Genomic DNA, 26,609 nt, shown 5'->3' on the forward strand with positions numbered 1-26,609 from the left:
AGCCGAGACTTAACATTCACGGCATCACCGGCAAGGTCCGGATATGGCGCGAGGCAGACGCCTAGTACGGCGAATGTCGCATTGGATCGGATTCCGACCTTACCGGGTCATTCGGCCACGACCGGAAATGAAGCTCTGTGTTCGTTCGCTGACGAATCCTACCCCAGCCTCGCCCGTGCCTTCGCCGTCCAGGCGCTGAACAGCCGGTCGGCGACGATGCCGATGAAGGCTATTGCCAGGCCGGCGACGATGCCGCGGCCGGAATCGGCCTTGGACAACGCGATGAACACTTCCTGGCCGAGATCGCGCGTGCCGACCATGGCGCAGATGATGATCATTGCCAGCGCCATCAGGATCGTCTGGTTGACGCCGAGCATGATCTCCGGCAGCGCCAGCGGCAGTTGCACGCGAAAGAAGGTCTGGCGCGGCGTGCAGCCGGACACCTTGGCCGCCTCGATCAGCGCCGGCGGCACCTGCCTGATGCCGTGATTGGTGTAGCGGATCGCTGGCACCACCGCGAAGGCTATCGTTGCGATCATCGCGGTGACATCACCGACCCGAAACAGCATCACCACCGGGATTATGAAGCAGAAGGAAGGCAGCACCTGCAGCGTGTCGATGACCGGGGTGACGATCTTCTCGAAGCGGTCGCTGCGCGAGGCCATCAGCCCGATCGGGATGCCGATCAAGCAAGCGATGAAGGCCGAGATGCCGCAGAGATAGACGGTCGCCATGGTTTTTTCCCACAGGCCTGTGATGGCGCAGAAGGCGGTCAGAGCGGCAACCAATACGGCCAGGCGGAAACCGCTAAGCTGATAGCCGGCGAGGCCGAGCAGGAAGACGGCACCCAGCCAGGGAAAGCCTTCGCAAAAGGCGCGCAGCGGGTTCAGCAAATTGAGGATCAGCGCCACGCGAAACGCCTCGATCGCATCGAAGAAATTGATCGTGACCCAGTTCACCGCCGCCTTCCACAGCGGCGCGGTGGTGAAAGTGATCGCCTTCGGCACCGCCGCGAAGGCCGGCACGAACAGGCCGAGCAGCGTTGTCACGGCAAGGATGGCGATGGCCAGCGTCAGATTGGGGTAGCGCCGCCAGAGGCTCGCGCCGATCGCCTGATGGACATGACCCTTGGCCTGCTTGTGCGCGATGGCCTGGCTCAGCCGGTCGAGCGCGATGGCGAGCGCCACGATGGCGAGACCGGCTTCCATCGCTTCGCCGACCTTCAGCGCGCGCAGTGCCAGGAGCACGTCGTAGCCGAGGCCACCGGCACCGATCATCGAGGCTATGATGACCATATTCAGCGCCAGCATGATCACCTGGTTGACGCCGACCATCAGTGTCGGCCGCGCCGAAGGCAGCAGCACCCGCCACAATTTCTGGCGGGACGTGCAGCCGGCCATTTCGCTGAAATCGTCGATCTCCGACGGCACCCGCGACAGCCCCAGAGTCGTCGCCCGCACCATCGGCGGCGTGGCGAAGATGGCGGTCGCGATCATCGCCGAGACCGGGCTGTTGCCGAACAGCAGCAGCATCGGGATGAGGTAGGCAAAGGTCGGGATCGTCTGCATCAGGTCAAGGGCAGGGGAGACGATGAGCCTTTCGGCCCAAGGCTTGCGCCATGCCCATATGCCGGCGAACAGGCCGGTGACGATGCAGAACGGCACCGCGATCGAGATCAGCGCCAGCGTCAGCATGGCACTGGTCCATTGGCCGAACAGCGCGATGTAGAGGAAGCAGCCGCCAACCAGCAGGCTGAGTTTCCGGCCGCCAACGGCATGTCCGGAGAGGAAGGCGGCAGCGCAGACGCCGACCCAGGACAGGCGCGGCAGGACATAGGCATCAATGCCATGGCCGATCTTGAAATTCTTGGCCAGCAGGTTGAGCGCGAAATCGAGCGGTACGCCGAGCACCGCGGTGATCGAGCGGGTCAGCCACGACAGGTTCGACTTGATCCAGCGCATCAGCGCGCTGACCCAGTCGGCGACCGGCACGACGGCGCTTGCCGGATAGTTGACGGCCCAGGGCAGGCGGTCCTGCAGCAGGAAAACGACAAGCACGGCGGCAAGCGCTGCGGCCCATATCAGAAGCCAGACCTGAAGCGGCCGCGCCCTTGCTTCGCTGGCGCTTGCCGTCACCGTCATGCGCCGGCCCTCGAGCGATCGATACCGGCCAGCAGGTCGATGACCGCTTGCGGCGTCACCTCGCCGATCGGCTTGCCGGTGCCGTTGACCACCGCGAACGGCTTGTCGGCGGCAACGATGCCGGCCGAGAAGCTGGCGATCTTGGCATCCGGGGTAACGGTGCCGCCATGCTCCGAGCCGTCGCAGGCGCGCATCAGGCTGCGCGCCGAGATCACCTTGGCGCGGTCCACGTCGCGGGTGAACTCGGCGACATAGTCGGTCGCCGGATTGACCACCAGCTCTTCCGGCGTGCCGATCTGGATGACCTCGCCGTCCTTCATGATGGCGATGCGGTCGGCCAGCCGGATCGCCTCGTCGAAATCGTGGGTGATGAAGACGATGGTCTTGTGCAGCATGGTCTGCAGCCGCATCAGCTCATCCTGCATCTCGCGGCGGATCAGCGGATCGAGCGCCGAGAACGGCTCGTCGAGGAACCAGATTTCCGGTTTGGTCGCCAGGCTGCGGGCGATGCCGACACGTTGCTGCTGGCCGCCAGAAAGCTCGCGCGGATAGAAATGCTCGCGTCCGCGCAGGCCGACGAGTTCGATAACCTCGCGGGCCCGTGCCTCGCGCGTCGGCCGGTCCTGTCCCTGGATGCTGAGCGGAAAGGCGATATTCTCCAGCACGTTGAGATGCGGCAGAAGCGCAAAATTCTGGAACACCATCCCCATACGGTGTCGCCGCAATTCGATCAGTGCTGCATCCGAGATTTTCAGGAGGTCCTTGCCCTCGAATTCGACCTTGCCGTGGGTCGGCTCGACCAGTCTCGACATGCAGCGCACCAGCGTCGATTTGCCGGAGCCCGACAGGCCCATGATGATGAAGATCTCACCCTGGCGGATTTCGAGATCGACGGCGCGCACCGCGCCGACCAGTCCGGCAGCAGCGACTTCAGCCATGCTGGCCTTGCCGTCGCGTTCTCGGATGAAGTTGGCCGCATTCGATCCGAACAGTTTCCAGACATTGCGGCAGGCAAGTTTTATCGGGCGGGCATCCTTTGGCGTGCCAGCGGCGTTTGGTCCCTGTTCAGTCTTGTCCGTCATTCAAACGTCCTTCTGGAACATCAAGAATTGAGGCCCGGCCGATCAAGCAGCCGGGTCTCATTTTTCCAGTTGGAACGATTACTGCGCCCAGGCTTTCCAGTCGGCCTCGTGGGCGGCGATCCAGGTGGCGGCGACATCTTCCGGCGTCTTGCCGCCGAGATCGATCTCGCCGCTCATCTTGTTGAGTTCGTCGGTGTCGACCGTGTAGGCCTTCGCCACCTTGTAGGCGACCGGCCATTTGTCCTTCATGCCGGCCCAGGAGTATTTCCAGATCTCGCCATGCGGCTTGCCGCAATCATATTTGGCGTCGGGGTTCACGCCCCATTTTGGGTCGTTGTAGCACTCGGGCGTGTATTCGGGGAATTCAATCCACTCGCCCTTGTATTTGGCCGGCGCCCAGTGCGGCGAATAGATCCACAGCATGATCGGCGCCTTGCGCTGGTAGGCGGAATCGAGTTCCGCGAACATCGCCGCGTCGGTGCCGGCATGGATGACGGTGAAGGGCAGCTTCAGTGCCTCGACGCGCTCGTCATCAAAGCCTTCCCATGTCACCGGCCCGCCGAGATAACGCCCTTTCGGTGTGGTTTCCGCCGTCGAGAAGGCCTCGGCGCATTTCGGGTCTTTCAGCGCTTCCCAATTGGGCAGGCCGGGGCACTTCTCCTTCATGTATTCGGGAAACCACCACTCTTCCTTGGCCTTTGGTCCGAGCTTGCCTAGCCGTTCGGTCTGTCCGGTCGCGTCGGAGGCCTTCATGGCCTCGCCTGCGGTCGTGTCCCAGAATTCCAGGCCGACATCGAGATCGCCATTGGTGAGACCGGTGGTCAGGCTGGAGAGGTAGTCGGCGGTCGGATATTCGACGGTATAGCCGAGCTTTTCCAGGATGCCGCCGAGGATCTTGGCGTTCAGATTGACGCTGGTCCAGTCGAACAGCGCGATCTTGATCGGATCGTTGGATTCCGGTGCGGCGGCTTGGGCGGACGGCGTCAGCAGGCCTAACGTCGCGAGCGCGACGGCACCCATCGAGAGTTTCGAGATGTGACTGCGAAATGACATGCTTGTTCTCCTTCAAGCTGTGTGAAAATTATCGTTGGTTCCCTTCTTGCGGCTATTCTTGATTGTGTTGGAAATACTGGTCCCTGCGCAAGCCCGTCGGCGCCAAATTGCTGCCTTGGCTTTGGCCAACGCAGGCAAGATGGTGCTCAATTCTGGTGATGGTGGAACACGATCGAAGTGTCGGCGTCATGGCTGCCGACGGACCGCTGCGGGAGCGATCATCTGAGGATCAATTGCAAGTCCTGCGGCGCCCGGCAAGGTGCAAGCCATCAAGGTCCCATGATCCAGAGCAATTCCGGCGAAACACGATCGCCTCCAATGCTCCATACGTTTGTTTTTACGCAATTCCGGACGCAAAACCGCTTGGCACTTTTGCTGCAATTGCTCTCGGCTATCGACCCGGCAAGCCCTGTCTCGCCAAGGTCGTTTCATGGGATGAAATTACATACACCAAGGTTCATGTCGCGCAACGACTAACGCCTTCGGGACGTATAAATTCAGACTGCAGGCGAAGTCGAAGCCTACCAGCAGACGTAGCCGCCATCGACGATCAGGTCGAGGCCGGTGACGAAGCTAGAGGCGCGGCTGGCCAGGAACACTGTCGGTCCGACCATTTCCTCCGGCGCCGCCATGCGCCCCATCGGCGTGTCGCGCTTGAAGATCTTGACCTCTTCCGCCACCTCCGGGCGCTTGTTCATCGGCGTCAGCGTGTAGCCGGGGCTGACGACATTGACGCGCAGTCCGCGGTCGGCCCACTCCATGGCGAGACTCCTGGACATGTGGATGACGGCGGCTTTCGACGAATTGTAGTGCGCCTGGGTCAGGCCCCGGTTGACGATGGTGCCGGACATCGAGGCGATGTTGATGATCGAGCCCTTGCGTCGCGCCAGCATCTTGCGGGCCTCGGCCTGGCAGGACAGGAACACGCCGGCGACATTCACCTCGTGTACCTTTTGCCATGTCTCCAGCGGCATCGTCTCGGCGGGCTCGGAGCCGGCAATGCCGGCATTGTTGACGGCGACGGTCAGCGCACCGAGTTCGGCCTCGACGCGATCGATCGCCGCCGCGAGATCGCTCTCAGACGTCACCGTGCCGGTCAGCACAAGCGCTTTGCGGCCGAGTGCGGTGATCCGGTGCGCGGTTTCGTCCAGTCCACCTTTCGACGCATGGCCGAAACAGGCGACGTCGGCACCCGCCTCGGCCAGCCCGATCGCGATCGCCTGGCCGATGCCGCTGCCGGCGCCCGTGACCAGCGCGACATCGCCGTCAAGTTTGAAAAGATCCATCGATAGCCCTCCCTGCTTTCGGGAAGGTACGCGCTGCGCTACGTCCCGATCAAGCGCCCATCCTCGACCTCGACAATGGTCGGCGAAAACCCGTCGAACGCGCCGAACAGCCAGGCGTAGGGCGCTTCGAGGCGCAAATTGATCGGCGCGGCTTTGATGCCGCGGATTTTCATCTCAGCGGCCGACCTCGAAGAAAGCTTTCCCGAGCAGGTCGGGAACGACGTCGATGCCAAGCCCCGGTCCGTCCGGGATACCCATGCGGCTGCCGGCGACCGGCGGCATGTTCGACGCCGTGCGCACCGCCACCCATTCATGGAAAGCGATGGCGTGCAGCCGGCGCTCTTCGGGCGTCGACAGCGACATATGCGCCATGGCAGCGGTGTCGATCTCGGCGCCACCGGTGTCCTCGACGGTGATCATGAAGCCGAGGTCGACGGCAAGGTCGCGGATCTGCCGCGTCCTGCTCACGCCGCCGAGCCGCGAAATCTTCAGCGTCAACCCGTCGGCAGCACCCTTGCGGTGGATGTCGAGCATGTCCTCCAGCGAGGCGACGGACTCGTCGAGCACCATCGGCTTGTCGAGTGAGCGGCGCACCGACATGCATTCGTCGATCGTCGTGCAGGGCTGCTCGAATGTATAGTCGATGGCCCGTGTGGCGTCGGCAAACTGGCGCGCCTGGTAGGGCGTCCAGCCGGCATTGGCGTCGCAGAAGATAACCGTGCCTTTCGGCACCGAGGCGGCGACCGCTGTGACGCGCTCGATGTCGTCGTGGACATTGCCGCCGACCTTGACCTGCAGCCGGTGGAAGCCGTCCTTGACGATGCGCTTGGCCAGCGTGGCCATGGCCTCGACCCTGCCATGCGTGACGACCTTGTAGAGTTCGGCCGTCTCGCTCTCCTGGCCGCCGAGCAGCGTCACCAGCGGCACGTCGGCGGCGCGCGCCGCGAGATCCCAGCACGCCATGTCCAGCGCCGACTTGATGTAGGGATGACCCTTGAACACCGTGTCCATCAGCCGCCCGACGCTGGCAAGCCCGCGTGGATCGTGGCCGATCAGATGCGGGGCGATCTCCACCACGCCGGCGCGGACGCCGGCCGCGAAGGCAGGCGAATAGAAATTGCCGAGCGGCGCCATTTCGCCCCAGCCGGTGAGGCCGCTGTCGGAGGTAATGGACACGATCACAGCGTCGAAGGCATCGGCAACGCGCCCCTTCGACATGCGGTAGGGCCCGTCCACGAAAGGCTGCACGACATGGTAGGCTTTGATGGTTTGGATCTGCACGTGTCTTTTCCGTTGGCTGCGATAGTGGGGACGAGTCAAACGCCTTTCAACGGGCACTGTTCGAGGCCGCGCGCGTAGGAGAGACAGCAACCCAATCAGGTTGTCGACAATCGAACAAGAGCCATTATGAATTCTTCGAAGGCGCCGGCCTGGCGATCATCTCGGCGAGACTGGGCCTCGCCGTTGGTCACCGCGTCATGGCCCGCGCCGATCCCGAGACTGGCCGGCCGATCGCGATGTCACCGGTGTCGGTGCGTCTCGGCCATTCCTGACTGGGGGGACTGCTCACGAAAGCGGCGCCCGCGGCCTGTGGGACGGGCGGGGCGCCGCGCTGAAGCCGGTCCTGACGGGGGAGTTCAGGTGGCCGGCTTTTCCGGCGTTGGAGATACAGGCATTCCGGGTCCGATCTTCTGCAGATTGCCCGTGATGACCTGATCGCCCTCGGCGACGCCGCTTAAGATGGCGACCTGATCGCCGCTCGTCGGGCCGAGCGAAACCAGCCGCTGGTCGACCGTGTTGCCCTTGCCGACGACATAGAGATATTTGCCGAGCTGGCTCGAGCCCAGCGCCGTCTGCGGCACCATGAGCGCATCGGCCTGCTGCCTCACATGCAGCCGGACACGAACATATTGGCCCGGCAACAGGGTGAACTTGCCGTTGCCGATCGTCGCCCGCGCGGTGATGGTGCCGGTCGAACGGTCGACCGAATTGTCGATGAAGGTCAGTTCGCCCTTCTGGCTCGCCTCGGTCTGGCCGGGAAGCAGGACCTCGACCTCGATCGGGCCGTTGGCGCGGGCCTGTTCAATCTCGGCCAGATCTGTCTCGCTCGGATTGAAGGTGACGTAGATCGGATCGAGCTGCACCAGCGTGTTGAGCACCGTGCCGGCGACGCTGACCAGCGTTCCGACCGAGGCCTGGTTGCGGCCGAGGCGTCCACCAAACGGCGCACGGATTTCGGAATAGCTCAAATTGAGCTCTGCCGTGCGGACCGCCGCCTGGTTGAGCGCGAGCGACGCCTGTGCCTCGCGCAAGGTGCTGGTGCGCTGGTCGAAGCCGTCCTTGGCGAGGTAACCGCTCTTGGCAAGCTCGGTGCCGCGGCCAAGATTGGAGCGGGCGTAGTCGAGCGTTGCCACGTCGCGCTGCACCTGCGCCTTCGCCTGGTCAAGAGCGGCCTGGAAGTCGTCAGGCGAGATCTTGTAGAGAAGATCGCCTTGCCGGACGTCGACGCCGTCAGCAGCGTTCTGTTCCTGCAGATAGCCTGGAATCCTGGCTTGCAAGGTGATGCTGCGGATCGGTTCCGTCCGCGCGGCGTAGTCGAGGTAGATCGGGATCGTCTTCCTGACGACGCTGACCACCGGCACCGGCATGACGAACGCCGCCGGGGCGGGTGCGGCGCCGGCCGTGCCGGCATTGAGGCTGAGATTGCCCATGTCCAGCAGGTGGACGCTGGCCACCGAGATCGCACCCAGCGCGACAGCCGTTCCCAAAGCGATTTTCCATTTACGCATGATCGGTCTCCAATCTTATTCGGCCGCTTCCGCCAGGGGCGGGAAGGCGTGCTCAGTCGTTGGCTCATTGTCTTGAGTAGCGGGCTCGTCATTGCCGCGGCGTTCGCGCAGCTGTTCGATGACCGCGTAGAAGACCGGCACGAACACCAGCGACAGGATGGTCGCGGCGACCATGCCGCCGAAGACGGTGGTGCCGATCGACTGACGGCTTGCTGCACCGGCGCCGGTCGCAAACATCAGCGGCAGCACGCCGAGGATGAAGGCGAAGGCCGTCATCAGGATCGGCCGCAGCCTGAGCCGGGCGGCTTCCATCGCCGCCTCGACAATGCTCAAGCCTTCCTCGCGCCGTCGCCGGGCGAACTCGACGATCAGGATCGCGTTCTTCGCCGCCAGGCCGATCAGCATAACGAAGCCGATCTGCGAGTAGACGTCGATCTGCATGCCGCGCATCCACAGCACCACGAACGCGCCGAACAGAGCGAGCGGCACCGCCAGCAACACCATGAATGGCATCGCCCAGCTCTCGTACTGCGCCGCCAGGATCAGGAAGACGAAGACGATGGCGAGGCCGAAGACGACGGACGCGATCGATCCTGCCTTGAGCTCCTGGAAGGTGATGCCGGTCCATTCGAAACCGAAATCCCTGGGCAGCGCGGTGGCGGCGGCCCGTTCCATCGCGGCGACCGCCTGGCCCGAGGAGAAGCCCGGTGCAGCGCCGCCATTGATCGAGGCCGAGGCGTTGTTGTTGTAGTGCGGCACGGTTTCCGGGCCGACGAACGGCACGAGCTTGCCCAGTGTGCTGAGCGGCACCATGCCGCCGGAGGCATTGCGCACATAGAGCCGCGAAATGTCGGCAGCGCCCGCACGTGCATCCTTGTCAGCCTGGATGGTCACCCGGAAGGTGCGGCCGAACAGGTTGAAATCGTTGACGTAGAGCGAGCCGAGATAAATCTGCAGCGTGCTGAACACATCCGGCAGGTTAAGGCCGAGCAGTTTCGCCTTGCTGCGGTCGAGGTCGTAGTTGAACTGCGGCGTCGAGGTCGAGAACGGCGAGAACAGCTGCTGCGGATTGATCTCCGGCTGCTTGCGCGCCTCGGCGATCACGGCTTGCGTCGCATCGTTGAGAGCCGTGCTGCCACGACCGGTGAGATCCTCGACGACGAACTCGAAGCCACCCGTAGTGCCGATACCCGGGATCGACGGTGGATCGAAGCTCAGCGCGAAGGCTTCCGGGATCTGCATCAGCTTGCCGCGCACGTCGGCGACGAGCTTGGAGGCGCTCTGATCGGGACCGCGTTCCTCCCATGGCTTCAGGATGGCGAACTCGACCGCCGAGTTCGATTGAGCCGCACTGGTCAGGAAGTTCAGGCCGCTGATCGAGCCGACGATTTCGACGCCGGGCGTTGCCTGCAGGATGTCGCGCGCCTTCTTGGCCACCGCGTCGGTGCGTTCCAGCGAAGCGCCGTCGGGCAACTGGATGACGACGAAGAAATAGCCCTGGTCCTCGACCGGAAGGAAGGTCGAGGGCAGGCGCTGCCAGACGAAGTAGGTGGCGACCAGTCCGGCCGCGAACAGGCCGAGCATGATCCAGCGCAGGCGGATGAGAATGCGCACGCCGTGCGCATAAGCATGCGACAGCCTGTCGAAGCCTGTGTTGAACCAGCGGAACGGGGCGAACTGCGTCTCGCCGCGATGCCGCAGGAAGGCGGCACTGAGCGCGGGGCTCAGCGTCAGCGAGTTGAAGGCGGAGATGCCGACGGAAATCGCCACCGTCAGCGCGAACTGATTGTAAAGCCTGCCGGAGACGCCCGGAATGAAGGCAACCGGGACGAACACGGCCATCAGCACCGCCGTCGTGGCGATGATAGGACCGGTGACTTCGGCCATCGCCGCTTTCGTTGCCGCCAGCGGTTTGAGCCCGGCCTCCAGCTGTCGTTCGACATTCTCGACCACGACGATGGCATCGTCGACGACGAGGCCGATCGCCAGCACCATGCCGAGCAGGGAGAGCATGTTGAGCGAGAAGCCGAGCATCTCCATGACGACCAGCGTCGCCACCAGCGAAACCGGTATGGCGATGGTCGGGATGATCGTCGTGCGCCAGCTTTGCAGGAAGATGAACACCACGGCGACGACCAGCACCAGCGCTTCGCCGAGCGTGATCAGCACGTCATGCATCGATGCCGAGACGAAGCGGGTCGTGTCGTAGTGCATCGCATAGGAGACGCCCTTCGGGAAACGGCCGGACAGCTCCTGCATCTTGTCCTTGACGCGCTGCTGCAGATCGAGCGCGTTGGAACCCGGCATCTGGTAGACGGCGAGCACGACGGTCGGATCCTTGCCGAAGAAGGCGGACGACGAATATTGCAGCGCTCCGAGTTCGATGCGGGCGACGTCGCGCAGCCGAACCAGCGAGCCGGTGCCGGTATTGGCGCGCACGACGATGTCCCCAAATTCCTTGGGATCGCTCAGGCGACCGACGGCATTGACCTGCATCTCGAAAGCGGTGCCAGCCGGGGCCGGGGACTGGCCGATCTTGCCGGCCGCCACCTGGACATTCTGTTCGGCGATGGCGTTTTGCACGTCGACCGCGGTGATGCCGAGATTGGCAAGCTTGTCGGGATCGAGCCAGACGCGCATCGAATAGCGGCGCTCGCCGAAGATCTGCACGTCGCCGACGCCGGGCAACCGCTTCAGCGGATCGACCACCTGCAGATAGGCAAGGTTGCTCAGCGCCACCGGATCGACGGAACTGTCCGGCGAGGTCAGGTTGACGATGAGGACGAAGTTCGGGTTCTGCTTCTTGATCGTCACGCCGCCCTGGTTGACGATCGCCGGCAGCGACGAGGCCGCCTGCGAGACGCGGTTCTGGACGTCGACCGCGGCGGTGCTCAGCGAATAGCCGACATCGAAGGTGATGGTGATGGTCGAGGAGCCGTCATTGGAGCTCGTCGACGACATGTAGGTCATGCCTTGCACGCCGTTGATCTGCTGCTCGAGCGGCGTCGTTACCGTGTCTGCCACCACTTGCGCGCTGGCGCCCGGATAATGGGCGCTGACCACGACCTGCGGCGGTGTGATGTCGGGGAACTGGGAGACGGGCAGCAGGAAATAACAAATCGTCCCGGCGAGCACCATGATGATGGCGATCGCCGAGGCGAAGATCGGACGATGGATGAAAAAGTTTACCACGACACACACGCCTCCCCGGCCGCCGTTGCCCTGCCGAAGGCACTGGCAACCCTGGACAACCGTTGAGCGCGCCCGACACCGAACTCATCCTGCGAACGGAATAACGGCACCTCGCGCTGCTGCGCATCGGCGAGTGAGCGCAGCATGTTTTCGAAGGCGCGCGGATCGACGCCATCGGCTTTCATGACCAGCCGGATCATCGGATCCCGGACGGCTTCCTCTATGGTAAGATCGCGGCGCTGTGGCATTGGCCGGCTCCTTGTCTGTCGGTTCGCAGCCCATGCTCGCGAACCGTTTTTCATCTCTTCACCGGCCGAGGCCGCATGATTGGCAGTTTTTCATCCGCCTTCGCCTGGCAGGGCCAGTTCACGGCCTTGTTATTGACGACGGACGATAGAGGTGTTACCAGTAAGTAACATTCTGGAAGTTACAGACCGGTAACACCCTAGTCAAGAGGTGGCCGAGGGTTTTTTGGAAACGAAAGGAGATCATGATGACAGAAGGCGTCGTGGAGCGCTCTCGTCCACGGGAGCGGATCCTGGAGACGGCACGCGACATGTTCCACAAGCATGGCATCAAGGGCGTCGGGGTCGACGCCATCACCGAAGCTGCCGGCACGAACAAGATGACGCTCTATCGTCACTTCGAATCCAAGGACGAACTGATCGTCGAATGCCTGCGCGCCAATGCGGCCAAGGCCGGCGCTATGTGGGATGTATTTGAAGCCGAATTTCCTGGTGACAAGCTTGCCCAGCTGCATGCCTGGGTTCGCAAGGCGGCTGCCATGCTCAATGCTGACGGTCGTGGCTGCGACATGGCCAATGCCGCCGCTGAACTGACCGAGCCGGACCATCCGGCCAGGCTGGTGATCAAGGAGCTCAAGGAAGCCCAGCGTGAGCGCCTTGTAACGCTATGCAGGGATGCGGGTATCGGTCAGGCCGAACTGCTCGCCGATACGCTGTCGCTGCTGTTCGAGGGCGCGCGTGTCAGCGTGCAGACCGTGGGAAACGAAGGTCCTAGCATGCAGTTCGTGCGCATGGCCGAAGGGTTGATCGTTTCCTTCCGGGGCACCGCCGCCGGTTGATTTCCACCGCGACTGTTGGCGTCTTGCCCGTCGTGTGACCGAGGCGATCACCGCCGGTCCAACGCAGGCTGCACCGGAAATTTCCAAGGACAAAACAAAAAAAGCCCGCTGCCGGGAGGAGGTGGCAGCGGGCTCGATTTCGAATGTGGTGCGGGAGGAGGTGCACCCCATTCAGCGTCGGCATCGCATCTGGGAGGAGTAGATGGCCGACAACCAGAAACTACGATTTGCCCAATGATTCGGCAATAATGAATCCTGCATAGCTGCTGTGCAGATTTGCCGTGTCAATTGTCGTACAAATCCGGATTGTGCCTTACCAAGTCGCCCACCTCACTGCACCGGAATGTTTTCCCTGAAGATCAACCGCGGTTCGATGAACTTCCTGGTAAGGTAGGGCGCCGAGGAGGCAATCGAGCCGAGCAGGCGAATGACCGACTGTTCCGCGATCAGCCTGGCATTCTGGTCGATGACGACATCGAGCAGATCGTCGACCAGATGGCCGCGTGTGTCCTTGGTGAGGTCGTGGCAGATGAACACCGGTTTGCGGTTCGGCCTCGCTTCCCGAATCGCCCTTGCAACGCCCGAATGTCCGGCTCCGACGCAATAGATGCCCAGCAGTTCCGGTTCGTTGCGCAGTGCCTTCATGGTTTCGGCATAGCTAATCTCAGGCTCGTCGTTGATCTCGACTGCGCTGCTCACCGTCAGGTTGGGAAACTCTTCATTGAGCACCGATCGGAAACCCATCTCGCGTTCCTCGTGGCCGCGATAAGAGCGGGAGCCGACGACCATCGCCAGATGGCCGGTGCGGCCGCCAAGGAAGCGTCCCATCAACAGCGCCGCCGTTCGTCCCGCCACCCGGTTGTCGATGCCGACATAGGCCGAGCGCGGTGCCGCCGGAACATCGGACACCAGCGTCACCAGGCGCATGCCGGCGTCGACGATGTCGCGCAGGATGTTGCGCGTACGCGGATGATCGACGGCGATGACACCGACGCCATTGGCCTTGAGCGAGAGATTTTCGACGGCACTCTGCAGCGCGTTCGGCGAGATGCCTGCGAGGTTGTGGATCCGGCACGAGGCGACGAGCGGCAGGCGCGCGGCGTAATCCTCGATATGGCCGGCAAGATCGCGCATGAAGGCATTGCTGCCGATCGGCAGCAGGAATTCGAGGTGCGCGGGCCGCGAGGGCAGCGTCACCTGATCCGCGACCGGCAGATAGCCGAGCTGCTTGGCCGCCTCCATGACGCGCTGCCGGTTGGCGGCGCTCGCACCCGGCCGGCTATTGAGCACCCTGTCGACCGTTGCGGTAGACAGCCCGCAATTGCGGGCGATATCCGAGACGGTGGCTTTCATGCCGCAACCCCCGGCCCGCAATTGCGGGCGTGATCCGAAACGGTGGCTTTCATGCCGCAACCCACGGCCCGCAATTGCGGGCGAAATACGAGACGGTGGCTTTCATGCCGCAACCTATGCGCCGATGCGAGGCCGCGCCAGATGAACGATGCGACCTGAGTGACGGATGATTGCCGTCCATCACAGATAGTCAGTGCGATGGCTTGCCATCGGCAATGGCATCACGGATTTCCTTGTCCGACATGCCGGTGATGATCCGCTCGACTTCCAACACGCTGGTCTTCTTGGGGTCGATGTCGTCGGCGACCACCTTGCCCCGGCGCATGACGACGATGCGGTCGACCACTTGGAAGACATGGTGGATGTTATGCGCGATGAAGATGCAGGAATGACCGGAATCGCGGGCGTTGCGAACGAAGCTGAGCACGCCCTGTGTTTCGGCGACGCCGAGATTGTTGGTCGGCTCGTCGAGGATGATCAAGTCGCTGTCGAAATGCATGGCGCGCGCGATCGCCACCGCCTGGCGCTCGCCGCCCGACAGCGAGCCGATCGGCGTCGTCGGCGGTATGTTCTTGGAGATGCCGACCTGTTTGAGCAGATCGCGGGCGACCGTGTTCATCGCGTCCTGGTCCATCCGGTTGAGGAAGCGCGGTGGCTTTAGCGGCTCGCGCCCGAGGAACAGATTGCGGGCGATCGACAATTGCGTGACCAGTGCCGAGTCCTGGTAGATCGTTTCGATGCCCTGGGCGATGGCGTCGCTGGTGCTGCGCAGGCTCACCTTCTGGCCGCGGATGAAGATATCGCCGCTGGTCAATGGAACGGCACCCGAAAGCACCTTGATCAGCGTCGACTTGCCGGCGCCATTGTCGCCGAGCAGGCCGACGATCTCCCGTTCGTTGACATGGAAATTGGCATCCTCCAATGCCTGGACGCGGCCATAGGACTTGCGGATGTTCTGCATGCGGATCAGTGGTTCGGCCATGGTTCAAGTCCCTGCCTGATGCCGGCGTTCCAGCCATGAATGGAGCGCCATCATGCCAAGGATGATCGCGCCGATGAAGATGTTGTAGGCAAGGCCTGGCACGCCGATCAGCACGATGCCGTTGCGCATCACGCGCAGGATCAGGATGCCGAGCACGGTGCCGATGATGGTGCCGCGCCCGCCGGTGAGTGCTGTACCGCCGATCACCACCATGGCTATGACTTCCAGCTCGTAGCCGGTGCCGCTGTTGGGGTTGGCAGCCGAGGTGCGCAACGAGGAGATGACGCCGGCAAGCGAGGCCATGACCGACGACAGCACGAACAGGCCGATCTTGACGCCGCTGACATTGACGCCGCGGGCGCGCGCCGCATTGGGATTGCCGCCGGCCGCCTGGATCCAATTGCCGGTCCGGCTCTGCGTCAGCACATAGCCGAGCGCGATGGCCGCGGCGATGAACCAGAAGAGCGACATGTAGATGCGGAACGGCCCGATGAAGAAATCGCCGACCAGCGCCTCTGCCAGCCAGCTGCCTTCCGCGCTCCAGGTGCGCTGCGGAAAGCCATCGGTGACGAAAAGGGCGGTACCGCGTACCACCAAAAGCATGCCGAGTGTCACCAGGAAGGACGGGATCTTGAGCTGCGTGACGAACCAGCCGTTGACCAGCCCGATGAAGCCGGCAACCAGCAGTGCGGCGACAAAGCCGACCTCCAGCGATGTCAGGCCGCTGTTGAACAGCGTCCACATCAGCACCGGCGAGAAACCGAACAGCGAACCGACCGAGAGGTCGAATTCGCCCGAGGTCATCAACAGCGTCATCGCCAGCGCGATCAGGCCGAGCTCGACCGTGAAGGCAAGCGTGTTGGAGATGTTCTGCGGCGACAGGAAGTCGTGGTTGATGCCCCAGAAAACGGCGATCTCGACGACGAGCAGCACGAGGGGGCCGAATTCTGGCCGTGCGACGAAGTGTTGGATGAACGAACGATTTTCCACGAGCAACCCGCGATATGGGTGGAAAGGCTGAGCCCTGCATATCCGTGCGTGAACGGCTCGGCGAAAATAGGAAGCCAGTCGCGACCACCGAGGCGATCGCGACTGTTTGGGCACGGGATATTACTTGCCGGACAGGATGTTGTCGTAGACCTGCGCGGTGTCCTTCTCGTAGAGCGCGCCGGTGATGACGTTGAAGCCCGGAGGAATGCCGCTCGCGGCCATATTGGCGAGCGAGAGTGCGACATAGCTGGTCGCCTGCGGATCCTGCCACTGGCCGGCATTGACGTAGCCGTTCAGCACTTCCTGGGTGGTGTCGAGCGAGTTGCCCCAGCCGACGACCGGGATTTCACCCGGCTTGATGCCGACCTGGTCGAACACCCGCTTGATCGAGCCGGTAACGAGGTCGCCGAGGCCGATGATCGCCTTGACCTTGGTTTTGTTGGCTGTGAGGTAGTCGACCATGCGGTTGATCACTTCAGCCTGGTCGAGCGTGGCTTCGGTGATTTCATAGGTGATGCTGAGCGGCCCGAAGACGCTCTTGATGCCTTCTTCTTCCTGGACGCCATAGGTGGCGCCGGGGACCTCGACCGGCATCCAGACGAAGTCGCCCTTCTTCACCAGCCCCTTGTCGACCAGGTATTGTGCCCAGTGCTTGCCGAAGGTGACGTTGTCGCCGCCGACATACGCGTTGAAGTCCGCTTTCGGGTCCGGCGTGTTGAAATTGATGATCGGCACTTTCGCCGCACGCGCTTCCTTGACGATCTCTACCAGGCTGCCCGGATCGGGGCTCGTGGTGACGATGCCATCGGCCTTGGCGGAGAGGGCGGCGCGAACCGCTTCCTGCTGCGAGGCGACATCGCCATTGTGGAACGAGGTGTTGACGGTGTTGCCGGTGTCCTTGGCCCATTGCTTGGCGCCGGCCAGGAAGTAGGTCCAGACCGGATCGGCCGGGCCGCCATGCGAAATCCAGTAGAATGTCTTGGCCTGTGCCGCTGCCGGAACAATCGTCAGCGCCACCAACAGGCCGTATAGGACAAGTCTTAGCCGTGTCAGCATTTGATTTCCTCCCGTTTGTCGATGGTCAGTTCTCAATCCGTCCCTTGTTCCGGCGACCGCCGGATTGCGTCTTTACCAGCGCCGTCAGAGCATTCCCTTTTTCGGCGATTGGCAAGCCTCCGTCTGCAGATGTAGTTGGCGCCTGACGGGGCGCCATCAGCGCTCCCATCAGATCGCATCAGTTGATGTGATTTTTCAGACTGTCGGATAACTGGCGTCGAGCTGAGCTGAACGGGTCGTCCTGTTTGTCCGAGCCGCGATAGCGCAACCAGCACTGACGGGGATGACGCCGGCGGCCACTCCCCGGACCAGCGCCAACAACCGAACCCACGGCTGCGTGTCGAAAGGTGCTAGATCAGATCGGCCTTCGCCAGTTCCCGCATCAGATGGCTGGCGCCGTAGGTCCAGTGCGGGCAATCGGGCGACAGCCGCACCCTGTTGACCAGCGCGCCGAATTTTTCCGACGAGATGGTGACGATGTCGCCGACCTTGTGGGTAAAACCCTTGCCCTTTTCGCCGCGATCCTTCGACGGCACGAACATGGTGCCGAGATAGAGTGCCAGCCCGTCCGGATACTGGTGGTGCGGACCCATGGCGGCGGCAACCAGATCTTCCGGCGAGCGGCTGATCTCGGCCATCGAGCTCGCGCCCTCCAGCGAAAACCCGTCCTCGCCCTCGACCTTGAGGCGCACGACCGCGCGCTTGACATCATCGATCGAGAACGTGTCGTCGAACAGGCGGATGAAGGGGCCGAGTGCGGCCGAGGCATTGTTGTCCTTGGCCTTGCCGAGCAGCAGCGCCGAACGCCCCTCGACGTCACGCAGATTGACGTCGTTGCCGATGGTGGCGCCGACGATCCTGCCGCTGCTCGCGGCGATCATGGCGATCTCGGGCTCCGGATTGTTCCAGGTCGACACGGGATGCAGTCCGACATCGGCGCCGAAGCCGACCGAAGCCATCGGCTGGCATTTGGTGAAGATCTCGGCATCCGGGCCGATGCCGACCTCCAGATATTGCGACCAGGCGCCGCGCGCGATGAGCTTGGCCTTGATCTCCATCGCTTCGGGCGAACCGGGCTTCAGTTTCGACAGATCGTGGCCGATCAGTCCGGCAATGTCGGCGCGGATGGCGTCCGCCTTCTCCGCAGAGCCGCGCGCCTGTTCCTCGATCACCCGTTCCAGCAGGCTGACGACAAAGGTGACGCCCGAGGCTTTTACGGCCTGCAGGTCGACTGGGGAGAGCAAATACGGCTTTGCCGGATCGCGCCTGGTTTCAAAACTGTTGGCGGCGATGTCATCGAGCGATCCGATCGGTTTGCCCTTGGCCGAGCGGACGTGCCCTGCCGGGTCGTCCAGCTCGCAAAGGTCGCGCATGGTTGGCGCCGCACGCGACGTGATGTCAAAGACCGTGCCGTCGCGCACCGTGACCACCAGCGGATGCGAGGCGCTGCTGGCGCGGCCGACAAAAAGCCCCTCGGTGGGCAGATGCGTCTGGTTCGTCATGGTAGTCGGTCCTCTGAAATGATCGGCAATGCGGCTGGCTGGATCGGCGCGGCACTTTCACCGGATTCCGGTCAAAGGTCTATCCCGTCTTGGGACTGCAATTGTCCGATGGGTCTGCTGGCGTCGGGGTCCAGAGACAAAAGTTGGAATGCTCTTTCAAAACTGTGAAATCCTGACTAGGATTTTCACCTGACGTAGCGCATCCAGGTGAACCTCTTGCCCGCACCATTCTCCGATCCGATCTGGCGCAAGTCGCAAGCGGCCTCGACGTTTCAATCGCTTTTTCCCAGCGGCGAATGTGCCGACGTCGTCATTGTCGGCGGTGGGATCATGGGGCTGTCGACTGCCTTGCATGCTGCCCGCCTTGGCCTGTCCGTGCAGGTGCTGGAGGCCGGCGAAATAGGCCAGGGTGCATCAGGACTGAATGGCGGCCAGGTCATTCCCGGCCTGAAATACGATCCGGAATGGCTGCTGGCGCATTTTGGCCCGGAGCGCGGCGAAGCTCTCATCGATTTCGCCGCCTCGACCGCCGATGCCGTCTTCGAGTTGATCCGCGGCGAAAAATTGGCGGTGCCGTTCGTTCGCAATGGCTGGATCCAGGCGGCGCACACCGAGGTTGCGCTGAAGGCCGCGGCAAACCGTGACCGGCAGTGGCGGGCGCGCGGTGCCGATGTCAGGCTTTTGAGCGCGACGGAGATTACGGCGATGACCGGCGCGCAGGGCTATCTCGGCGGCTGGCTCGATCGCCGCGCTGGCGTCATCGATCCGCTTGCTTACACGTCGGAACTCGCACGAATTGCCGCGGCAGCGGGCGCGAAAATCGCCGAACACCAGAAGGTGGTCCGGTTGGAGAAGAGCGCCGGCGTTTGGCGGATCTCAACCGAGAACGGGGTGCAATTGCAGGCAAAAGCGGTCGTGCTGGCGACCAATGCCTATACGGATGGTCTGGTCCCCGGCCTCGCCGACACGATCGTGCCGTTGCATTCGTTCCAGATCGCGACAGCGCGATTGCCACCCGACTTTTCAGCCACGATCCTGCCGCAGGGGCAGGCGGTGTCGGACTCCAGGCGCATTCTCGTCTACTACCGCAAGAGCGCCGACGGGCGGCTGGTGCTTGGCGGGCGTGGCCGCATGGCCTTGCCGACGAGCACCAGTGACTGGGCACATCTCGAGCGGGCGCTGCGGCGGCTCTACCCCATGCTGTCCGAAATCGCTATCGAGAAGCGCTGGTTCGGCCGGGTGGCGATGACGCCGGACCACCTGCCGCACATCCACGAGCCGGAGCAGGGCCTGCTTGCCGTGGTCGGCTGCCAGGGCCGCGGTATCGGCCTGATGACAGCGCTTGGCGGGCGTATCGCTGGCTATCTCCAAAGTGGCGACGCGAGGCAATTGCCGTTCCCGCTTTCAACGATCCAGCCGATCCCATTCCACGCCTTCCGGCAGGTCGGCGTCGCCGCGACCATCGCCTGGTATCGCCTGCTCGACGCGCTGGAGCGCTGACCACGGCAATTCATTCCAACGGGGTTCGGTTGGGATTCCGCTTGACAGTTTCATGAATATGAAAAACTCTAAGCCAATTTCAAAATTCGGTAGGCAGGTCGATGTCGACCATCGTTGCAGCACCAGCGCCAGAGGCCCGGTCGTCATCGGGCTTCCGGGTCTCCATGCTGCTGCCGGGCGCGCTTGTCACCTTCCTGCTGATCCTGTTTGCCCTCGGCCTGGTGCTTTTCCTCGCCTTCCGCGGCAATGACGGTTCGCTGCTTGGCGCCGATTTCACCGTGGCGAATTTTGTCACCGTGGTGTCCGATCCGCTGTACTGGACGGTCACACTGCGCTCGCTGATCATTGCCGGCCTGGTCACGCTGGCCACGGTCGTCACCGCCTATCCCGTCGCTTACTATCTCGCCTTCCACGCCGGCCGGCGGCGCGGCCTGCTGCTGTTCCTGGTAACGCTACCGTTCTGGACCAGCTATCTCCTGCGCGTCTTCGCCTGGAAGATCGTGCTGGCCTATAATGGCGTTTTAAACTCGGCGCTGATCGAAAGCGGCATCTGGTCCGAGCCGACATTGGCCTTTCTCAACACGCCGGCCGCCGTCGTCGTCACGCTGGCGCACGCCTATGCGCCATTCGCCATCCTGCCGATCTACGTGGCGCTGGACACGATCCCGAAATCGCTGATCGAGGCCGCTTCCGATCTCGGCGCGCGGCCCTTCACCTCTTTCCGCCGTGTCGTGCTGCCCAATTCGATGCCGGGGGTGCTGGCGGCAGCCCTTGTCGTCTTCGTGCCGACGGTCGGCGACTATGTCACGCCGGCCCTCGTCGGCGGTCCGGCCAGCACGATGATCGGTACGCTGATCCAGGCGCAATTCGGCAAGGCCAATGACTGGCCGTTTGGCGCGGCACTCTCCGTCGCGGTCATGCTGGTCATCCTCTGCGTGGTGCTGGTCGCGCGCTTCGCCGACCGCAGATTTGGCAGCCGCACATGAGAACCACACGCACGCAGCGAGGCGGTCGCTGGCTTGGCGTCTACGTTATCGCCTACCTGGTCTTTCTCTATCTGCCGGTCCTGCTGATCCCGCTGTTTTCCTTCAACAACTCGATCCAGGCAGCGTTTCCGCTGCAAGGCTTTACCTTGCAATGGTACGCGACTTTGTTCGGCAATTCGGCACTGACCAGTGCGCTCCTGAACAGCCTCGTCATCGGCGTCATTGCCGCCACGGGGGCTACGCTGTGCGGCATCACCGTATCCTACATGGATCTCTATGGCCGCTCGCCGCTGGCCGTCACCATTAGCGGCATTGCCCGGCTGCCGATCCTGATCCCCGGCGTCATCGTCGGCATATCGCTGCTCATCCTCATCAACCTCATCGGCCTCGGGCCATCGCGCGTTGCCATCGTTCTCGGCCACATCCTGGTGGCGCTGCCAACGACGGTGGTGATCATGCGCAGCCGCTTCGCAGCCATCCCGAAAACCATTCGCGAGGCGGCTCTCGATCTCGGCGCTTCAGACTGGACGACGTTCCGGCGAGTCATGCTGCCGCTCAGCCTGCCGGCCATCGTCTCGGCCTTCATGCTGGCCTTCCTGATCTCCTTCGACGAATTCATCGTCGTCTTCTTCCTGGCCGGCACCGAGCCGACGCTGCCGCTCTACATCTGGAGCCAGCTCAGGTTCCCCAAATCGCTGCCGACGGTCATGGCGCTGGGCACGTCGATCCTGGCGGTGTCCTTCGTCATCGCGGCAGCAGCCGAAATCCTACGCCATCGCGGCCTGGCCGCAGCGGCGCCCGCCGTTCCACTGCAACCAAAACAAACCAAGAGAGGAGAACTGCAATGGCATTCGACCTGAAATCTAGCGACCTGAAATCTGGCGACCTGATATCTGGAAAGACTGTCCGGGCCGGTCTTGCCGCCCTGGCATTGGCGCTGTCGTCCACGGTCGCTTTCGCTGGCGACAAGCTGCAATATTTCACCTGGTCGGGCTACGAGCTGCCCGATTTCAACAAGAGCTTCCTTGCCGCGCACCCCGACGGCGTCGAGGCCTCGATCTTCGGCGACGACGACGACGCCTTCACCAAGGTCAAGGCCGGCTTCCGCCCCGATATTGCGCACCCCTGCTATGACAAGGTGGCGCGCTGGAACAAGGAAGGCCTGCTGCAGCCGATCGACACCAAGCGCATCAAGAACTGGGATTCGATCTTCCCGGTGTTCAAGAACCTGCCCGACCTGCAGGCCGGTGACGGCAGGGTCTGGATGGTACCGTGGGACTGGGGCAACACCTCGATCCTCTACCGCACCGATCTGGTGAAGAACCCGGAAGCGAGCTGGACTCTTTTGTGGGACAAGCAGTATGCCGGCCGCATGGCGACGATCGATGCGGTGCACGACACGCCGATCGTTGCCGCACTCCTGGCCGGCGTCAATCCGTTCGACATGACGCCTGCCGAGATGGACAAGGTCGCCGAGAAGCTGCGCGAGCAGCGCCCGCTGCTTTCCAACTACACAACCGACATGACCTCGGTCGAACAGGCGCTGGCCAGTGGTCAGCTGGTCGCCGCCATGACCTGGAACGCGTCGGCCACCTCACTGAAGAAGCAGGGCGTGCCGGTCGAGTTCATGAAGCCGAAGGAGGGCATGCTGACCTGGGCCTGCGGTTTCGTCATGCTCAAGGACGCCAAGAATGTCGATCTCGCCTACGACTTCATCAACAGCCGGCTGGACGCCGATTCCGGCAAATACCTGATCGAGGCCTATGGCTATGGCAGCTCGCTGAGCTCCGCCTTTGCCACCGTCCCGAAGGAGGAGCTGGAGAAGCTGCAACTGCCGTCAGATCCGGAGGTGATGCTGAAGACCACCATCTTCACCGGCCCGATGAAACAGAATGACGAGCTCGCCAAGATGTTTGAGAAGGTGAAGGCGGGCGGGTGACTCTGGCCTTCTCCCCTTGAGGGAGAAGGTGTCGCCGAAGGCGACGGATGAGGGGTGCTCCAGCTTGGCACTGGCGGCGCTCCGGCCAACACCCCTCATCCGTCTCGGCGCTGCGCGCCGATCCACCTTCTCCCACAAGGGGAGAAGGCAGAACCGCGAAGCACCGCGCCAGTGAAGTGACCACAACAAGGACCGACCTATGGACATGCTGGACGAAGCGGCTGAGAAGCCGAAGGACGATGCCGATGTGCGGGTCGGCCGGCGGGTGCGGGCGCTGCGGCTCGAGCGCAAGCTGTCGCTGGCCGATCTTGCCGCCAGGGCAGGCGTGTCGATCGGGGCACTGAGCCAGATCGAGCGCGGCATGTCCTCGCTGCGCGTCAAGGTGATCTGGCCGCTCGCCGCCGCCCTCGACATCGAGCCGTCGGCGCTGATCGCCGACGGCAACGATGCCGCCAACGATCTCTATTGTGTGCGCGCCGGCAGCCGGCGGCAGATCCCGGTCAAGTCGGAAGGCATTGCCAAGGCGCTGCTGTCGCCGCCTGGCGCGACGCTGACCGGCATGCTGGTGACGGTGGAAGCCGGCGGCGGCACGGCCGAGGCCTATGCCCATGCCGGCCATGAGTTCGGCTTCGTCCTGTCGGGCGAGGTCGAACTGGTGGTGGATGCGACAAGATACGTGCTGAAGGCGGGCGACAGTTTTGCCTTCAGGAGCACGCTTTTGCACGCCTTCCACAATCCGGGCGCCGAGCGCTGCCAGATCCTCTGGGTCAACACCACGAAGCCGTCCGAGGTCCGCGATGGCGCCTGATCTCCTCGTCCGGCTGCAGGCGGTCTCGAAGATCTTTCCCGGCGGCATCGTCGGGCTCGACGCCGTCGACCTCGACATTGTCAGCGGCGAGTTCATCACGCTGCTCGGCCCGTCCGGCTGTGGCAAGACCACCAGCCTGCGCGTCATCGCCGGCTTCGAAAGCCCGTCGAGCGGCAAGGTGGTGCTCGATGGCCGCGACATCACGGCGCTGCGGCCCTACGACCGGCCGGTCAACACCGTGTTCCAGGATTACGCGCTGTTTCCGCACATGAACGTTGAAGAAAATGTCGGCTTCGGCCTGTCGCTGCGCAAGCTTTCAGGCAGCCAACAGGCAAGACGCGTCGGCGAAGCGCTCGACATGGTCGGCCTCGCCGACAAGATCGGCGCCCGCGTCTCCGAACTGTCGGGCGGCCAGCGCCAGCGCGTCGCGCTCGCCCGCGCCATCGTCTGCGAGCCGCGCGTGCTGTTGCTCGACGAGCCGCTGTCGGCGCTTGACGCGCATCTGCGTGAGCAGATGCAGGTCGAACTGAAGCGGTTGCAGTCGCGGCTCGGCACCACCTTCGTCATGGTCACCCACGACCAGACGGAAGCGCTGTCGATCTCGGACCGCATCGTCGTCATGAACAAGGGCCGCATCGAGCAGATCGCACCGCCGGCCACACTCTACGACCGGCCGGCCACCACATTCGTCGCCAGCTTCATCGGCACGATGAACCTGCTGCAGTCGCGTTTCATTGGTCGCGACGGCGATCGCCTGCATTTCACCGCCGGCGCTCTGCCGCTGGAGGCCATGTCCGAGGCCGGCGAGGCTCCCACTGAAGGGGCCATGCGCACCGTCGGCGTGCGGCCAGAGGATCTGCTGGCGGCCACCGAGGCCGCGGCCGGCACGGCGCCGGCGCGCGTCAACAGCATCGTCTTTCACGGCCGCACGCTGCGCCTGCATGCCGAACTCGGGCAGGGCGCACCTGTTGTCATCGACGCGCCGCGCCAGGCCGAGGGTTTTCAGTTCAGCGTCGGCGACGTTGCGCATATCAGCCTGCGCCGTGGCGCCAACTGCCCCGTGCTGCCGGGCTAGGCTCATCGACGTAACAACTGGAGCAACACGTTCGCGCCGTTCGGCGGCCACAAGCAGTCCACGGCCGCATGAAATTAAGTATGATTTGACTGCCATGGAATATATTCCTAAATCTGGTCGATGCCGGAACCTAGCAGCCGACCGCGCCGAAATGTGCAAACCCTGTGCCTGGCGCACGACGTCGGGCAACTCGTTCGCGTCCGATGCCGGAACTGCAACATCACTCGGCACTACCTGCCCGGCGACCTCGCAAAGCTGGTCGGTGACATCCCCTTTTGGGATGTGGAACGGCATATGCGGTGCGAACGCTGCAAACTACGCGAGCTTGACGCCGATATCATCCTTCCGAGTGCTGCTGAACGATTGAAAATCCGTGTCAGACGCCTTGTCGAAGTCCGCATGGTTCGCCGGGTGATGTGGCGAGACGAGGATTGAGGAAGGCGCTGACACGGCGATCCTGCAACTTAGAAAAGAGATCCCTGGGCTGGCACGTGCTGCGGGAACTTGATCTGTGTGGCTGGTTTCTCGACGATCGTCAACGCGTCATCGAGCGCTGTCCGCTGCAAATGCCGTGCTTCTGACCACGGCGCTGTCAGCCAGGCCTCGGTCTCTTCCGACGTCGTCAGGATCACCGGCATGGCCTTCTCATGGATCGGCGCGATGAGCGCATTAGGCCTGGTTGTCATGAAGGCGTACAACTCGAAGTCACCAGGACCATCCTTGACTTTCCGCACGCCATGCCAGCTGGTCCAAAAACCAGCGAAGAAAAATAGAGGTCGGCTTTCGTCACGGGCAAACCAATAATTGCGCTGGATTCCTGTTTCCGGGTCTTTGTCGTTCGGTGTGGGGCTGGGTTCTGCAAAGCTGGTCACCGGCACGACGCATCGATGCTCGACGCCGACAAACTGTTGCCAGTGCGAATATTGCGGATTGCGAACGTTCGTGGTGCCGTAGTCGGCCCTAGCTTTCATGCGCTCTGGCGGCGTTGGCAAACCCCAAAGCAGTTTCGCCAGCTCACGCGTCCCGTCTGGCGTATTGCGAACAACCGGGCCGGCCTGATTTGGATAGATGTCGACCGAAGGTTCAAGGTTGCCGATGACGTCGCGCAGTGTGCGTGTCCATTGGCGGACCGCCTCTTGCGTTGTGGTGATGTTGTAGAGGTTGCACATTCACCTAGGATCGCGGAAATGGCTCGTGTCGGCAACCGAATGTGCGGGAAGCCGGTCCGCGATATCATCCTGACATGACTTGTCAGCTACGACCGGCCAAACGATGGCAAGCCAGCAACTGTCCCCTATCTGCTATGCGTCGGAACAGGAGGAACACAAATGACCATCGCGGAAATTGCCAAGGATTTCACCGAACTGCTCAAGCAGGGCGAACACGAAGCGGCCGCCGAAAAATACAATGCCGATGATATCGTCAGCCTTGAAGCCATGGAGGGCCCGATGGCCATCGCCCGTGGCAAGGAGGCTCTCAGGCAGAAGGGCCAGTGGTGGCAGGAGAACAATGAAGTGCATGGCGGCTCGGTCGAGGGGCCCTATATCAACGGCGACCAGTTCGCGGTGCGCTTCAAGTTCGACATAACGCCCAAGGCTACCGGCGAGCGTGTCACCATGGATGAAGTTGGCCTGTACACGGTCAAGAACGGCAAGATTGCCGAAGAGCGCTTCTACTATTGAGGCCGGGACGGCTTTAGGGAGCTTGCTCCCTTCGCAGCTAGGTGGAGATCAGGGTGGGGGGGGGGGGGGGGGGGGGGGGGGGGGCGGCGGGGGGTGCGGCGGCGGGGGG

23 protein-coding genes are annotated in these 26,609 nt (G+C 63.1%); 8 read left to right on the top strand and 15 right to left on the bottom strand.

Annotated features, from left to right (window positions below; translation table 11 throughout):
* Window positions 1–158 precede the first annotated feature (158 nt).
* From NKH57_RS18950 to NKH57_RS18990, 9 genes are all read right to left on the bottom strand, one after another.
* A complete protein-coding gene (locus NKH57_RS18950; protein ID WP_352946139.1) occupies window positions 159–2,141 on the bottom strand; it encodes an ABC transporter permease in 1,983 nt (660 codons plus the stop codon).
* The gene (locus tag NKH57_RS18955; protein ID WP_352946141.1) at window positions 2,138–3,223 is read right to left on the bottom strand and encodes a quaternary amine ABC transporter ATP-binding protein; all 1,086 of its coding nucleotides are present in this window, start codon (window positions 3,221–3,223) and stop codon (window positions 2,138–2,140) included. The genes NKH57_RS18950 and NKH57_RS18955 overlap by 4 nt, the downstream gene beginning before the upstream one ends.
* 78 nt (window positions 3,224–3,301) lie before the next feature.
* Window positions 3,302–4,276: an ABC transporter substrate-binding protein gene (locus NKH57_RS18960; protein WP_352946144.1), complete on the bottom strand. Its 975-nt coding sequence runs from the start codon at window positions 4,274–4,276 to the stop codon at window positions 3,302–3,304.
* A 521-nt stretch (window positions 4,277–4,797) separates the two neighbouring features.
* Window positions 4,798–5,562, bottom strand: a complete 765-nt coding sequence (locus NKH57_RS18965; protein WP_352946147.1) for an SDR family oxidoreductase — start codon at window positions 5,560–5,562, stop codon at window positions 4,798–4,800.
* A 38-nt stretch (window positions 5,563–5,600) separates the two neighbouring features.
* Entirely contained in the window at window positions 5,601–5,735 is a 135-nt protein-coding gene (locus NKH57_RS18970) for a hypothetical protein (protein ID WP_352946149.1), read from the bottom strand.
* A 1-nt stretch (window position 5,736) separates the two neighbouring features.
* Window positions 5,737–6,843, bottom strand: a complete 1,107-nt coding sequence (locus NKH57_RS18975) for a mandelate racemase/muconate lactonizing enzyme family protein (protein WP_352946151.1) — start codon at window positions 6,841–6,843, stop codon at window positions 5,737–5,739.
* Between the two features lie 356 nt (window positions 6,844–7,199).
* On the bottom strand, window positions 7,200–8,351 hold the full coding sequence (locus NKH57_RS18980) for an efflux RND transporter periplasmic adaptor subunit (protein ID WP_352946154.1): 1,152 nt from the start codon (window positions 8,349–8,351) through the stop codon (window positions 7,200–7,202).
* A 15-nt stretch (window positions 8,352–8,366) separates the two neighbouring features.
* A complete protein-coding gene (locus NKH57_RS18985; protein WP_352946157.1) occupies window positions 8,367–11,543 on the bottom strand; it encodes an efflux RND transporter permease subunit in 3,177 nt (1,058 codons plus the stop codon).
* Window positions 11,537–11,791 carry a hypothetical protein gene (locus tag NKH57_RS18990; protein WP_023759032.1) on the bottom strand — a complete coding sequence of 85 codons (255 nt, stop codon included), beginning with the start codon at window positions 11,789–11,791 and terminating at the stop codon, window positions 11,537–11,539. The genes NKH57_RS18985 and NKH57_RS18990 overlap by 7 nt, the downstream gene beginning before the upstream one ends.
* A gap of 245 nt (window positions 11,792–12,036) precedes the next feature.
* Here NKH57_RS18990 and NKH57_RS18995 point away from each other — a divergent pair, with 245 nt between their 5' ends.
* Window positions 12,037–12,627, top strand: coding sequence for a TetR/AcrR family transcriptional regulator (locus NKH57_RS18995; protein ID WP_023759033.1), 591 nt, complete (start codon window positions 12,037–12,039; stop codon window positions 12,625–12,627).
* A 330-nt stretch (window positions 12,628–12,957) separates the two neighbouring features.
* On the opposite strand, the gene NKH57_RS19000 is transcribed toward NKH57_RS18995, so the two are convergent.
* The 5 genes from NKH57_RS19000 to NKH57_RS19020 all read right to left on the bottom strand — a co-directional run bounded on the left by NKH57_RS19000 (window position 12,958) and on the right by NKH57_RS19020 (window position 18,510).
* The gene (locus NKH57_RS19000) at window positions 12,958–13,980 is read right to left on the bottom strand and encodes a LacI family DNA-binding transcriptional regulator (protein WP_023759035.1); all 1,023 of its coding nucleotides are present in this window, start codon (window positions 13,978–13,980) and stop codon (window positions 12,958–12,960) included.
* Window positions 13,981–14,170: 190 nt separating this feature from the next.
* Window positions 14,171–14,962, bottom strand: coding sequence for an ATP-binding cassette domain-containing protein (locus NKH57_RS19005; RefSeq protein WP_023759036.1), 792 nt, complete (start codon window positions 14,960–14,962; stop codon window positions 14,171–14,173).
* 3 nt (window positions 14,963–14,965) lie between these two features.
* Window positions 14,966–15,952 carry an ABC transporter permease gene (locus tag NKH57_RS19010; RefSeq protein WP_352729171.1) on the bottom strand — a complete coding sequence of 329 codons (987 nt, stop codon included), beginning with the start codon at window positions 15,950–15,952 and terminating at the stop codon, window positions 14,966–14,968.
* A 120-nt stretch (window positions 15,953–16,072) separates the two neighbouring features.
* Window positions 16,073–17,008, bottom strand: coding sequence for a substrate-binding domain-containing protein (locus NKH57_RS19015; protein WP_352946161.1), 936 nt, complete (start codon window positions 17,006–17,008; stop codon window positions 16,073–16,075).
* A gap of 350 nt (window positions 17,009–17,358) precedes the next feature.
* Window positions 17,359–18,510, bottom strand: a complete 1,152-nt coding sequence (locus NKH57_RS19020; protein ID WP_352946164.1) for a fumarylacetoacetate hydrolase family protein — start codon at window positions 18,508–18,510, stop codon at window positions 17,359–17,361.
* 216 nt (window positions 18,511–18,726) lie between these two features.
* Between NKH57_RS19020 and NKH57_RS19025 the strand changes: the two genes are divergently transcribed.
* The 6 genes from NKH57_RS19025 (at window position 18,727) to NKH57_RS19050 (ending at window position 24,818) form a co-directional block, all read left to right on the top strand.
* Window positions 18,727–20,010, top strand: coding sequence for an NAD(P)/FAD-dependent oxidoreductase (locus NKH57_RS19025; protein ID WP_352946167.1), 1,284 nt, complete (start codon window positions 18,727–18,729; stop codon window positions 20,008–20,010).
* A gap of 101 nt (window positions 20,011–20,111) precedes the next feature.
* Window positions 20,112–20,996, top strand: a complete 885-nt coding sequence (locus NKH57_RS19030) for an ABC transporter permease (RefSeq protein WP_352946170.1) — start codon at window positions 20,112–20,114, stop codon at window positions 20,994–20,996.
* Window positions 20,993–21,856, top strand: a complete 864-nt coding sequence (locus NKH57_RS19035) for an ABC transporter permease (RefSeq protein ID WP_352946172.1) — start codon at window positions 20,993–20,995, stop codon at window positions 21,854–21,856. The genes NKH57_RS19030 and NKH57_RS19035 overlap by 4 nt, the downstream gene beginning before the upstream one ends.
* Window positions 21,841–22,935: an ABC transporter substrate-binding protein gene (locus NKH57_RS19040; RefSeq protein WP_352946175.1), complete on the top strand. Its 1,095-nt coding sequence runs from the start codon at window positions 21,841–21,843 to the stop codon at window positions 22,933–22,935. The genes NKH57_RS19035 and NKH57_RS19040 overlap by 16 nt, the downstream gene beginning before the upstream one ends.
* A gap of 199 nt (window positions 22,936–23,134) precedes the next feature.
* On the top strand, window positions 23,135–23,743 hold the full coding sequence (locus tag NKH57_RS19045; RefSeq protein WP_352946178.1) for a cupin domain-containing protein: 609 nt from the start codon (window positions 23,135–23,137) through the stop codon (window positions 23,741–23,743).
* The gene (locus NKH57_RS19050) at window positions 23,733–24,818 is read left to right on the top strand and encodes an ABC transporter ATP-binding protein (protein ID WP_352946181.1); all 1,086 of its coding nucleotides are present in this window, start codon (window positions 23,733–23,735) and stop codon (window positions 24,816–24,818) included. The genes NKH57_RS19045 and NKH57_RS19050 overlap by 11 nt, the downstream gene beginning before the upstream one ends.
* Window positions 24,819–25,282: 464 nt before the next feature.
* Here NKH57_RS19050 and NKH57_RS19055 read toward each other — a convergent pair whose 3' ends face one another.
* A complete protein-coding gene (locus NKH57_RS19055; RefSeq protein ID WP_352946184.1) occupies window positions 25,283–25,987 on the bottom strand; it encodes an SOS response-associated peptidase in 705 nt (234 codons plus the stop codon).
* 159 nt (window positions 25,988–26,146) lie between these two features.
* On the opposite strand from NKH57_RS19055, the gene NKH57_RS19060 reads away from it, so the two are divergent.
* Window positions 26,147–26,500: a SnoaL-like domain-containing protein gene (locus NKH57_RS19060; RefSeq protein WP_352729154.1), complete on the top strand. Its 354-nt coding sequence runs from the start codon at window positions 26,147–26,149 to the stop codon at window positions 26,498–26,500.
* The last annotated feature ends 109 nt before the right edge of the window (window positions 26,501–26,609 follow it).

Origin of the sequence: Mesorhizobium sp. M1050 (assembly GCF_040318715.1) — a bacterium.
Lineage (GTDB): Bacteria > Pseudomonadota > Alphaproteobacteria > Rhizobiales > Rhizobiaceae > Mesorhizobium.

Bases quoted from the DNA above. Each gene is read 5' to 3' on its own strand.
- NKH57_RS18995 (WP_023759033.1), top strand. From the start codon at position 12,037: ATGACAGAAGGCGTCGTGGAGCGCTCTCGTCCACGGGAGCGGATCCTG.
- NKH57_RS19060 (WP_352729154.1), top strand. From the start codon at position 26,147: ATGACCATCGCGGAAATTGCCAAGGATTTCACCGAACTGCTCAAGCAG.
- NKH57_RS18955 (WP_352946141.1), bottom strand. From the start codon at position 3,223: ATGACGGACAAGACTGAACAGGGACCAAACGCCGCTGGCACGCCAAAG.
- NKH57_RS19045 (WP_352946178.1), top strand. From the start codon at position 23,135: ATGGACATGCTGGACGAAGCGGCTGAGAAGCCGAAGGACGATGCCGAT.
- NKH57_RS18980 (WP_352946154.1), bottom strand. From the start codon at position 8,351: ATGCGTAAATGGAAAATCGCTTTGGGAACGGCTGTCGCGCTGGGTGCG.
- NKH57_RS19040 (WP_352946175.1), top strand. From the start codon at position 21,841: ATGGCATTCGACCTGAAATCTAGCGACCTGAAATCTGGCGACCTGATA.
- NKH57_RS19035 (WP_352946172.1), top strand. From the start codon at position 20,993: ATGAGAACCACACGCACGCAGCGAGGCGGTCGCTGGCTTGGCGTCTAC.
- NKH57_RS18960 (WP_352946144.1), bottom strand. From the start codon at position 4,276: ATGTCATTTCGCAGTCACATCTCGAAACTCTCGATGGGTGCCGTCGCG.
- NKH57_RS19005 (WP_023759036.1), bottom strand. From the start codon at position 14,962: ATGGCCGAACCACTGATCCGCATGCAGAACATCCGCAAGTCCTATGGC.
- NKH57_RS18950 (WP_352946139.1), bottom strand. From the start codon at position 2,141: ATGACGGTGACGGCAAGCGCCAGCGAAGCAAGGGCGCGGCCGCTTCAG.
- NKH57_RS18965 (WP_352946147.1), bottom strand. From the start codon at position 5,562: ATGGATCTTTTCAAACTTGACGGCGATGTCGCGCTGGTCACGGGCGCC.
- NKH57_RS19030 (WP_352946170.1), top strand. From the start codon at position 20,112: ATGTCGACCATCGTTGCAGCACCAGCGCCAGAGGCCCGGTCGTCATCG.
- NKH57_RS19050 (WP_352946181.1), top strand. From the start codon at position 23,733: ATGGCGCCTGATCTCCTCGTCCGGCTGCAGGCGGTCTCGAAGATCTTT.
- NKH57_RS18970 (WP_352946149.1), bottom strand. From the start codon at position 5,735: ATGAAAATCCGCGGCATCAAAGCCGCGCCGATCAATTTGCGCCTCGAA.
- NKH57_RS18990 (WP_023759032.1), bottom strand. From the start codon at position 11,791: ATGCCACAGCGCCGCGATCTTACCATAGAGGAAGCCGTCCGGGATCCG.
- NKH57_RS19055 (WP_352946184.1), bottom strand. From the start codon at position 25,987: ATGTGCAACCTCTACAACATCACCACAACGCAAGAGGCGGTCCGCCAA.
- NKH57_RS19020 (WP_352946164.1), bottom strand. From the start codon at position 18,510: ATGACGAACCAGACGCATCTGCCCACCGAGGGGCTTTTTGTCGGCCGC.
- NKH57_RS19000 (WP_023759035.1), bottom strand. From the start codon at position 13,980: ATGAAAGCCACCGTCTCGGATATCGCCCGCAATTGCGGGCTGTCTACC.
- NKH57_RS19015 (WP_352946161.1), bottom strand. From the start codon at position 17,008: ATGCTGACACGGCTAAGACTTGTCCTATACGGCCTGTTGGTGGCGCTG.